This window comes from Edaphosphingomonas fennica, assembly GCF_003034225.1.
GTDB lineage: Bacteria > Pseudomonadota > Alphaproteobacteria > Sphingomonadales > Sphingomonadaceae > Sphingomonas_E > Sphingomonas_E fennica.
This window is the reverse complement of sequence record NZ_PHHF01000008.1, coordinates 94,914-102,787: the sequence shown is the minus strand read 5'-3', so window position 1 is coordinate 102,787 and position 7,874 is coordinate 94,914. Positions and strand designations below refer to the sequence as shown.

Sequence of the window (7,874 nt, the reverse complement as noted above, 5' to 3'; positions counted from 1 at the left end):
CCTCCGCCCTTCACCGACACCCCAACAACCGATTCTCATCTTGATTGTCGCTACGCTCGCATCCTGTCAGTCGCCGCGCACAATGTGCGCATCCACCGCAAAAGTGGCGTTAGGAGAAACAATGATCGTCATCACAGGCCCCACGGGCAACATCGGGAGCCAGGTGCTGGCCAAACTCCTCGACCGCGGCGAGCCTATCCGGGTGATCGCACGCAACCCGGCAAAGCTCCCCGCGGACGTGCTGGCACGCGTAGAGGTGGTTGAGGGGTCGCACAGCTGTTCGGAAATCGTCGAAAAAGCATTCGAAGGTGCCGACAGCGTCTTCTGGCTTGTGGCGGGCGATCCGCGCGCGGCAAGTGCCGAAGCCGCCTATGTGGACTTCGCGCGGCCAGCCCTGGATGCGTTCAAGGGCCTCAAGGGCAAACGCGTCGTCAGCGTTTCCGCGCTTGGCCGGGGCTGGCCGAAGGACGCCGGCCACGTGACCGCGACGCTCAGGATGGACGACATGATCGCGCAGACGGGTGTGAGTTATCGGGCGCTCACATGTCCTGGCTTGATGGAAAACATCCTCCGCCAGATAGAGCCGATCAAGCACCAGGGCGTCTTTTACTGGCCGTCGCCCGGTGCTCTTCGAGCACCCACATGTGCGACGCGCGATGTCGCCGACACTGCCGCTCGGCTGCTCGTGGACCGGTCCTGGGATGGCGCGGAAGAAGTGCCAATCCTGGGTCCGGAAGACCTGTCATTCGATGACATGGCGGCGATCATGTCCGACGTACTCGAAAGGCCAGTGCGTTTCCAGGAAATCGCTATGGAAGAGATGCGAGCCATGTCGATCAGCAGGGGAGCGTCCGAGGGAATGGCGCAGGCCATGGTCAACATGCTGACGGCCAAGAACGAGGGCATCGACCGCATGGTGGAGCGTACACCGGCGACCAGCAGCCCGACCAGCTTTCGCGAGTGGTGTGCCCAAATCTTACGCCCTGCCATGCTTGCGTGAAGCGGTTGGGCATTTTCTCTACAGCGGACCTTCGGGCAATGGCTGGGCGCGCAAGGGCGCAAACGACTGCCCGACGCGGCGTATCCGACGAACTCGTCAGCCGGACGAGGCCGTATCGTGATCGACATATTCAACCACCGTCCCGTCCGGGTGACGAAAACGGGTCTTGCGGCCCACTGGCGTTTTCTGGATCGGCTCCAACTGCTCGCTTCCGGCGTCGGCAAGGACTGCGATGACGGACTCGAGGCGATCGACCTTGACCGTCAACCGTGTGGCCTCGAAGGGTGCCCGTCGCTCCGGCGTACCGGCGATGATCAGCACGGAAAGCCTGTCGGACGATACCGAGGCTAGTTCGAGCCCGGTCTCCGGATAGGTGAAGCGCATCGTCACCTGGCCGGACAGTAAGGCAGTGTAGAAGTCGATCGTCCGATCAAACGCATCGGGATCGACGAAGATGCGGGTAAAGGTTTCGATAATCATCTATCCATCCTGAATAGGCTCGGACAGGACCGAGTAAGGCGAGCGGACCATATTCCGCCGACCCATTTTCATGCCCATTGCGGCAAGCCCTTCGTGATGCTGGCATCGCGTTTCGGTGGCCTGCCGAACATTCGGGCGTATTCCCGGCTGAATTGCGAAGGGCTCTCGTACCCCGTCGCGAAGGCCGCGCTTTCTACCTTGGCCCCTTCTGAAAGGATCATTCGCCGCGCTTCCAGCAGCCTGAGCTGTTTTTGGTATTGCAGCGGCGTCATGGAAGTGACTGCCTTGAACTGACGATGAAAGGCCGAGGGGCTGAGATGGACTTCCGCGGCGAGATCGGAAACGCGAAAGGGCGCGTTGAATTCTTCACGCAGCCGATGGATCGTCCGCATGATCGGCGCTGCACGCTCGCGCCCCAGCGTCAGTTCCGCCAGCATCGCACCGTGCGGACCGGATAGCAGCCAATAAGCCAATTCACGACGGATCATCGGTGCGATGAGCGGAATGGCACGCGGATGGTCGAGGAGTCGCAGCAACCGCAACACGCAGTCCTCCACCTGTGGGTCCATCGCCTCCAGGACGAAGGCACCGCGACCCACTTCGACTTGAGACATGGGCGGATCGGGCATCCCGTCATACACCTCGCGCAGGATCGCGGGATCGAGTTCGATAACGGCACCGAGAAACGGCGCCTCCGGGCTGGCCTCCGTGATCCGACCAACCGACGGCGTCTCGATATTGATAAGCAGCGCTTGTCCGGCGCGATAGATATGCCGCTTGTCGCCGAAGCTCGTCCATTTGGCGCCCTGCGCAACGACACAGAGGGCTGGGCGAGAGATTATGTGTTTCGGCTGATCCTCATGATCCGCCCGCAGGAGGATAAGGCCCTCGATCTGTGTCATCCACGGCTTCTCGCCGGGATGGCGCAAGGTATAGGCCTCAATGGCCCGGCCGATTTCCGGCATCATGGTAGACCTCCGGTCTTTTTGATCCGTTGCAAATATAGGAGGCAAGGCACAATCAGGCAAGAAAGTGCTGATAATCGGCATTCGATTACGATCTAAGCACGATTATATGGCAGAAAATCCTCGAAGGGAGAGCCCTATGACCGAACATGCAAAGATCGCGGTGATCACCGGCGGCAGCCGCGGGCTTGGCCGCAACACGGCGTTGAACCTCGCCAGGCGCGGCGTGGACGTGGTCTTCACCTATCGCCAGAACCGGGACGAGGCCGAGGAGGTCGTTTCCCTGATCGAAGCGCAAGGAGGCCGCGCCGTCGCGTTGCGGCTCGACGTTGGCGAGACCGGGACATTCGACGCTTTTCTGAACGCGCTGAAGACGGCGTTGGCCGGGCTCGACGCCGATCGCTTCGACTTCCTGGTGAACAATGCCGGGACATCGAGCGGCATGAGCTTCCTGAACGCGGAAGAGGAGGAGTTCGACGCCCTTTATAGGGTTCATGTCAAAGGTCCGTTCTTCCTGACACTGAAGCTCCTGCCGCTGATGAACGATGGGGGGCGCATCGTGAATATCTCATCGGGCCTGACCCGGATCGTCATGGCGAACCGCGCCGCCTACGGCACGATGAAGGCGGCGGTTGAGACGATGACGAAGTACATGGCCTTCGAGCTCGGCCCGCGCCGGATCACCGTCAACGTCGTTGCTCCGGGGGCCATTGCGACAGATTTCAGCGGCGGTGTCGTGCGTGACAATCCCGAGGTCAATAAAGCCGTTGCGAACATGACCGCACTTGGTCGCGCCGGCGTGCCGGACGACATCGGTCCGATGATCGCGTCGCTGCTGTCCGAGGACAATCGCTGGGTCAACGCGCAACGGATTGAGGTTTCCGGCGGCATGGTGATCTGAGAAACAGCATGGAGAATGTCGGCTGTCTTCAAGCGGATGCCTCAGGGTGGAACCACCTTCAGCATAAAGCATCGCGGTGAAACAATACCAAGTAGGGTCGCGCCGAGCAGCGGGCGACCGGCTTCAGATCAGTCGGCTGCGGGCCTTGATCGGAATCCGAGAGTACGTTCCCGCTTGGACGCCGTGGTCAAGTAAGCCTTCTAAGTGCCTCACGTGTGACTGTCGGCGAAGGCCGCGACGAGATGATCCATGACGGCGCGAACTGTGGGGGCGCGGCGTACGTCGGCGTGGACTGACATCCAGAGGGGACGCGGTGGCGGCTCCGGTTCGACTTCGAGACGGATCAGTCCGGGCTCAGGGTCGCCGAGAAAGCAGGGTAGCAGCGCGGCCCCGACGCTTGCTCGCGCCCCTTGCGCCTGCGTCACCACATCGTTGGACTTGAGCGCGAAGGGTCGGCCGGCCGAAAAGGCGTTCAGCCATTTCTGTTGCGGAATATCGCTAAGCGAGTCCTCGAAACCAATGAATGTCCAGCTTTCCCGTGGCCGATCGGCGAGCCCGGGCGCACCGTAAAGCCCAAGCCGCAATTCCCCAATTTTCCGCACCACACGTCCCGGCAGATTGGGCCGGACAAAACCGATTGCGATATCGGCTTCGCCTCGCTCCAGCGACGCGATCATAGACGTCGCCGACAGCACCACACGGATGCCCGGGTGTTCGTCGGCAAGGGCCGGTAAGCTCGGCGCTATGACGAAGGCAGCAAGAGCGGGCAGTGCGCTAACGGTCACACTGCCAGAAAGGCCGCCCAAGTGACCGCGCACATGGCGAACAATGGCCGCCGCGTCATCCTCCATTATTCTCGCGGCCGCGGCAAGCGCGGCGCCGTCCTCGGTCAGGCGTGTCGATCGCGGCAGACGGACCATCAGCTTGCATCCGATAGCTGCTTCCAGGCGGGCGACGCGGCGGCCCACTGTGGCGTGATCGACGCCAAGCTCGCTCGCGGCCGCCGTCAGCGAGCCGAGCCGCGCAGCGGCTAGAAAATATCGAAGATCTTGCCAGTCGAACATGGGTGAAGTTTTGCACGCTTTACTCTTGTAATCACGCGTTTTCGCTTGGTTCGGATCATCATAGTCTTGCGATTTGAAACAACGACGGAGACGCGTCATGATCCTCTTTCATGCTCCCGGCGCCAGCTCCCAGGCGGCGCACATCCTGCTTAGGGAAGCCGGGCTTCCCTTCGCCCTCGAACGCGTCGATCTTTCAACGCATCAATGGTCGGGCGGCGGCGACTATCGGAAACTGAATCCGAAGGCCTATGTGCCGGCGTTGAAGCTCGATGATGGCAACCTTCTGACCGAATGTGCTGTGATCCTTGAGTTCATTGCCGATCATCCACCTTGTAGCCGCCAGCGCAGGCGCGAGCAGCATCCAGAATCTCCACGTGGGTCATGGGTCGTCTCCATGACGGGCGCCGGAAGCCTCTCTCCCAGTCCTCAACCCGTCACGGAAAACCGGTCCGCACTCTCACTCTTGGCGGGGCGTTGCGGGGCAGCAGGCCCCGCAGAGAGGGGTCGGTCGAGACCGCAGGGCTTGAGCGCAGGGGAAGGCCTTCCCCGCAGAATCGTGGATCGTGATTTCAACGAGCAGCGCCGAGGCTTTGTCCGAAGTTTGTATACATATTTCAGACTGTCCCTTGGCTTCTGTCCGAAAAAGAGCTACAAGTTTCGGACATGAACGGCGACTCACCCGACCTGAAGACAGCCATGCTCGAGCGCATCCGTGCGGACGCGCCGCGTAAGGTCTGGACGCCCAGCGATTTCGCCGATCTCGCCTCGCGGGACGCCGTCGATAAGGCGTTGCAGCGGTTGGCGAAGGCCGAAACCCTTAGGCGGATCGACCGCGGGCTCTACGATCAACCTGGCTTTAACAAGCTCACCCAAAAACCCAATCCGCCCGACCCGCGCTCGGTCATCGACGCCGTCGCGCGACGCGACCAAACCCGGATGCTGGTCGACGGCATGACGGCCGCGAACGATCTGGGCCTGACCGACGCGGTTCCGGCCAAAATCGTGGTGCACACCGACGCCCGTCGTCGCGCGATCAAGCTCGGCAACGTGACGATCACCTTCCGTCCAACCGCGCCCAGCAAGCTGTTCTGGGCCGGGCGACCGGCGATGCGCGTCGTCCAGGCACTTCACTGGCTCCGCGATCTCTTGGCTCGTGAAGGGGAGAGCGATCAGGTCAGGCGCAAGCTCGGCAAGCTTTTCGAAGACCCGACGGCCGGGCCGACCCTCAAAGCCGATCTCACTGCCGGCATGACGGCGCTGCCGACATGGATGTGGGTGTTTCTCAAGCCGCTCGTCGAACACGATGTCGGCGATCGTCACATCCGCGATGACCGTGCTGCTGCTGATGATGATGACGATCATGATCGACATCAAAGAGGGGGGGAGGGGGACGATGATCAGCATCACGCTGCCGGCGTCCGTCCGAGGCGCAAACCGGTCTCCACCCAGAAAACACGAACTGCCAAGCGCGGTGCAACCCGGGCGGCGAAAACATGAATCCGGCGTTCGATGAGGTTCTCGCGGCCGGGTCGGACGCGATATTGAGCGCCTTCGACACGACGGCGTTGCGCCTCGGCACGGCATCCCAGAATGTCGAGAAAGACTTCTGGGTCTGCTGGACGCTGGATGCGCTGTTCCATGGCCTGAAAGAAGGAGGGCCCCGCCTCCTCTTCAAGGGCGGAACCTCCTTGTCCAAGGGGTTCGGTCTGATCAACCGCTTCTCCGAAGACATCGACGTCACGGTTTTTCGAGACGACATTGGCGAGCCGGCGACCATCGAGGAGCTCGACACGCTAAGCGGCAAGAAGCGCCGGGCACGCCTCGATGCGATCAAGGACGCCTGCCAAGCCTACATCAACGGCCCGCTGCGCGCTGAGTTGACGCAGATCCTGCAGGACCGGCTCCAGGCCGCCGGCCTCAATGCCGGCGCGGCACGAGTCGAAGCCGACGACGCTGATCCCGACGGGCAGACGCTGTTGATCTGGTATCCCGCGGCGACGCCGCGATCGGATTATGTGCGGGCGGCGATCAAGATCGAGTCGGGCGCGAAATCCGCGCTCGATCCGAACAGCGAGGTGCCGATCAAACCCTATGTCGATGATGATCTGCCGGCGCTCGACCTGACTGTGCCGGCCGTCCGCACGGTCGATCCGGAGCGCACCTTCTGGGACAAGGTCGTCATCGTTCACGGGTTGCGACGGTGGTTCGACAAGCGTGGCGAGCTGCGTGGGGGCGGTCAACGCGTATCCCGTCACTATTATGACCTGCACCGGCTTGCCGCGACGCCAGTCGGCGCGGCCGCTGTCGCTGACATGGCGCTCGGCGCGGACTGCGTCGCTCACGCCCGGATGTTCTTCAACCGACCGGACTTCGATCTCGCCAGCGCTGTGCCTGGTTCGTTCGCGCTTGCCCCGCATGACGCGATGATCGAGCAGTTGCGCGTCGACTATAGGGCCATGCAAGGCATGATCTTCGGCGATCCTCCGGATTTCGAGGCCGTGCTCGACAGCATCGGCTCGCTCGAAACGCGTCTGAATGAGAAGAGCGATACGGGAAGCGGGGCAGGGAGATGAAGCAGTTGGAGGGGGCTGTCGAGACAGGGCAAGAGGCAGACGCGCACCGCGCGGACGAGGCCATCGTAGCGCCGCTGCGCAAACGACGCCTCAGCGGCGAACTCTACGAACGCGACCCGAAGATAGAAGCGCTCATCGCCGAATTGACGGTCCTACCGCGTGACGAGTTGATTGCCAGGGCGGCGATCGCCAAGCGCTCCGACCCAGGCTACATCCCTAGCGAATGTCTCGTCTATTTCATTCGCGCGAGCCGTCGAGACAACAACGAGGCGTGGTTCGAACGCCTCTATCGGATCCTGATCGCACGGGTGCTGCGCAGCTTGCCCAAGGCGGAAAGCTCTGATGGCAGGTCGGAATCGCTGACGCGTGGGGTCGTGCGCGACAAGGTGTTCAGCCGGTTCGTCGAGCTCCTTTCGGCGGATCGCGCCGACTATGTCGACAAGCTCGACTATTTCGAGGTGCGCTTCGATGGCGCGCTGGCAAGCCTGCGGCGCGATGCGCAGGAAAAGGCTTGGCGCGAGGAAAACCGTTCCCAGCCCCTCGAATATGACGAGGAGAGTGGTGAATTGTCACCGGAGGTCGAGGCGGCCGCGGGGGCCCACGATCCCTTCGCCGCGTCGGATTTCGACGATCCGGCTTACCGGTCGCGCCTGGATGCAGCGATTGACGCTCTACCGACAGAACAAAGCAGGATCGTTCACATGCTCAGACAAGGCTTTCCCATCGACTCGAAGGAGCCGGACGTCATGACCATCACCACGGCCCTGGGCCGCTCCGAAAAGACCGTCCGAACCTACCGTGACAAGGCCTTCGCCACCCTGCGAGCCGCCATGACCGATGGAGACGAGCGGTGAGCCCCGCCGGTGCACGTCCATCCCGCGAGTCCGTGCT

The 7,874-nt window shown here is 62.2% G+C and carries 9 protein-coding genes; 6 read left to right on the top strand and 3 right to left on the bottom strand.

Annotated features, from left to right (window positions below; all coding sequences use genetic code 11):
* Nucleotides 1-1,000 (top strand): NAD(P)H-binding protein (locus CV103_RS02300; RefSeq protein ID WP_211314331.1); only part of this gene is annotated, 1,000 nt, incomplete at its 5' end.
* Nucleotides 1,001-1,096: 96 nt separating this feature from the next.
* Here the strand turns inward: CV103_RS02300 and CV103_RS02295 are convergent.
* Together CV103_RS02295 and CV103_RS02290 are read right to left on the bottom strand one after the other, a co-directional pair.
* A complete protein-coding gene (locus tag CV103_RS02295) occupies nt 1,097-1,480 on the bottom strand; it encodes a VOC family protein (RefSeq protein ID WP_107393857.1) in 384 nt (127 codons plus the stop codon).
* A gap of 68 nt (nt 1,481-1,548) precedes the next feature.
* Nucleotides 1,549-2,448, bottom strand: a complete 900-nt coding sequence (locus CV103_RS02290; protein ID WP_107393856.1) for an AraC family transcriptional regulator — start codon at nt 2,446-2,448, stop codon at nt 1,549-1,551.
* 136 nt (nt 2,449-2,584) lie between these two features.
* Here CV103_RS02290 and CV103_RS02285 point away from each other — a divergent pair, with 136 nt between their 5' ends.
* The gene (locus CV103_RS02285; protein WP_107393855.1) at nt 2,585-3,346 is read left to right on the top strand and encodes an SDR family NAD(P)-dependent oxidoreductase; all 762 of its coding nucleotides are present in this window, start codon (nt 2,585-2,587) and stop codon (nt 3,344-3,346) included.
* Between the two features lie 209 nt (nt 3,347-3,555).
* On the opposite strand, the gene CV103_RS02280 is transcribed toward CV103_RS02285, so the two are convergent.
* Nucleotides 3,556-4,509 (bottom strand): LysR family transcriptional regulator, encoded by a 954-nt coding sequence (locus tag CV103_RS02280; protein ID WP_211314330.1) that lies wholly within the window; start codon nt 4,507-4,509, stop codon nt 3,556-3,558.
* Here CV103_RS02280 and CV103_RS02275 point away from each other — a divergent pair.
* From CV103_RS02275 to CV103_RS02260, 4 genes are read left to right on the top strand one after another with little or no spacing between them, the layout of a single operon-like run.
* Nucleotides 4,508-5,077, top strand: a complete 570-nt coding sequence (locus CV103_RS02275) for a glutathione S-transferase N-terminal domain-containing protein (protein WP_107393853.1) — start codon at nt 4,508-4,510, stop codon at nt 5,075-5,077. The genes CV103_RS02280 and CV103_RS02275 overlap by 2 nt on opposite strands.
* Complete coding sequence (locus CV103_RS02270; protein WP_107393852.1) at nt 5,074-5,907, top strand: DUF6088 family protein; 834 nt, start codon at nt 5,074-5,076, stop codon at nt 5,905-5,907. Before CV103_RS02275 ends, CV103_RS02270 begins: the two co-directional genes overlap by 4 nt.
* A complete protein-coding gene (locus CV103_RS02265; protein ID WP_107393851.1) occupies nt 5,904-6,983 on the top strand; it encodes a nucleotidyl transferase AbiEii/AbiGii toxin family protein in 1,080 nt (359 codons plus the stop codon). Before CV103_RS02270 ends, CV103_RS02265 begins: the two co-directional genes overlap by 4 nt.
* Nucleotides 6,980-7,837: an RNA polymerase sigma factor gene (locus CV103_RS02260; RefSeq protein ID WP_107393850.1), complete on the top strand. Its 858-nt coding sequence runs from the start codon at nt 6,980-6,982 to the stop codon at nt 7,835-7,837. The genes CV103_RS02265 and CV103_RS02260 overlap by 4 nt, the downstream gene beginning before the upstream one ends.
* The last annotated feature ends 37 nt before the right edge of the window (nt 7,838-7,874 follow it).

What these genes read in the sequence shown, in the direction of transcription:
- CV103_RS02270 (WP_107393852.1), top strand. Translation starts at nt 5,074, where the DNA reads ATGAACGGCGACTCACCCGACCTGAAGACAGCCATGCTCGAGCGCATC.
- CV103_RS02290 (WP_107393856.1), bottom strand. Translation starts at nt 2,448, where the DNA reads ATGATGCCGGAAATCGGCCGGGCCATTGAGGCCTATACCTTGCGCCAT.
- CV103_RS02260 (WP_107393850.1), top strand. Translation starts at nt 6,980, where the DNA reads ATGAAGCAGTTGGAGGGGGCTGTCGAGACAGGGCAAGAGGCAGACGCG.
- CV103_RS02275 (WP_107393853.1), top strand. Translation starts at nt 4,508, where the DNA reads ATGATCCTCTTTCATGCTCCCGGCGCCAGCTCCCAGGCGGCGCACATC.
- CV103_RS02285 (WP_107393855.1), top strand. Translation starts at nt 2,585, where the DNA reads ATGACCGAACATGCAAAGATCGCGGTGATCACCGGCGGCAGCCGCGGG.
- CV103_RS02295 (WP_107393857.1), bottom strand. Translation starts at nt 1,480, where the DNA reads ATGATTATCGAAACCTTTACCCGCATCTTCGTCGATCCCGATGCGTTT.
- CV103_RS02265 (WP_107393851.1), top strand. Translation starts at nt 5,904, where the DNA reads ATGAATCCGGCGTTCGATGAGGTTCTCGCGGCCGGGTCGGACGCGATA.
- CV103_RS02280 (WP_211314330.1), bottom strand. Translation starts at nt 4,509, where the DNA reads ATGACGCGTCTCCGTCGTTGTTTCAAATCGCAAGACTATGATGATCCG.